This is a genomic window from Spiroplasma endosymbiont of Lariophagus distinguendus, assembly GCF_023846195.1.
In the GTDB taxonomy this organism is placed as follows: Bacteria; Bacillota_I; Bacilli_A; order Mycoplasmatales; family VBWQ01; genus Spiroplasma_E.
This window is the reverse complement of the sequence record NZ_JALMUW010000127.1, coordinates 1-1,026: the sequence shown is the minus strand read 5'-3', so window position 1 is coordinate 1,026 and position 1,026 is coordinate 1. Positions and strand designations below refer to the sequence as shown.

3 protein-coding genes are annotated in these 1,026 nt (G+C 27.3%); all 3 read right to left on the bottom strand.

Annotated elements, in window-relative coordinates:
- On the bottom strand, positions 1 to 218 hold a 218-nt coding region (locus M0D11_RS06040; RefSeq protein ID WP_252321014.1), incomplete at its 3' end, for a hypothetical protein.
- Positions 218 to 469 carry a hypothetical protein gene (locus M0D11_RS06035; protein ID WP_252321012.1) on the bottom strand — a complete coding sequence of 84 codons (252 nt, stop codon included), beginning with the start codon at positions 467 to 469 and terminating at the stop codon, positions 218 to 220. The genes M0D11_RS06035 and M0D11_RS06040, both read right to left, overlap by 1 nt.
- Before the next feature lie 9 nt (positions 470 to 478).
- Positions 479 to 1,026 (bottom strand): hypothetical protein (locus tag M0D11_RS06030; protein WP_252321010.1); only part of this gene is annotated, 548 nt, incomplete at its 5' end.

Here is a 1,026-nt window from a genome sequence, read left to right as displayed (position 1 = left end):
TGTTCATTACGTACTTTAATAGGAATAGGACTAACTACCCTACCCTTATGTTTTTGTGCTAAACAACAAGCAAGGGCAGATTTACCAGTACGTGGTGGTGCTGAAATAATATAACTACCTACACGTTGTAATATCTTTATATTTTTTCTAGTTATTAAAAATGGATACAGTATTATTAACAATAAAACTCCTAAAAGTAAATAACCATATCAAGGCATTATTTAACCACCTTACTTTTATTTTTAAACTTATTTTTAATTCAAAAACAAAACTTTACAAAGTATGAACTTAAAATAAAAGGAAAAATAAAATCAAAAAAGAAAATTAAAATTTTTGAACCAAAACTAGCATTTTCAAAAAATAACTTTAATTTGTCTACATCAAAATCAAAAAATAACGCAGTAAGCGATGATATTAAAAAACAAAAAATAACTCCACTACAAATTTCAAATAAATCTTTCTTTTTCATAATAAACTCCTAACCAACTAAAAATCCAACTGCTTTTAAAAATACTCATAATGTTAAAACTTGTTCTAAACCACTAGTAAAATCAACATTTAAAACAGAACTAATAGTATCATCAAAAATACGTCTCAATAATCCATCAAGTTTAGTAAAAAATTCTCTTAGTGGTTCCACGGGTAAAACCTTACCAACAACACCATAAAGTACTCATCTAAAAGCATTACGTAAATGACCAAAAACATCATATCAACTAACACGCTCATAATCAGGGTTAAAAGGACTATTTGGTGGAACTGGTGTTACTTTTTCACTTGAAAAAATATTAATCTGACCAAATGAAACCGCTGGTGGAATAGTCAAACTTGTAGTCCCATGAATATCAAAAAATACTGTTAAATGTCTTAAATTAGGAACACGAACCGGCATAGTAACAAAATTATATAAATCTTGTTGATAAGTATCATTACCAATTGTCCCATTAAAAACATATTTTGTATCACCAACATAATCTAAAAAACTAAAAGAAAAATCACCAGTAAATGTTTCAAAACTGTCGTAAT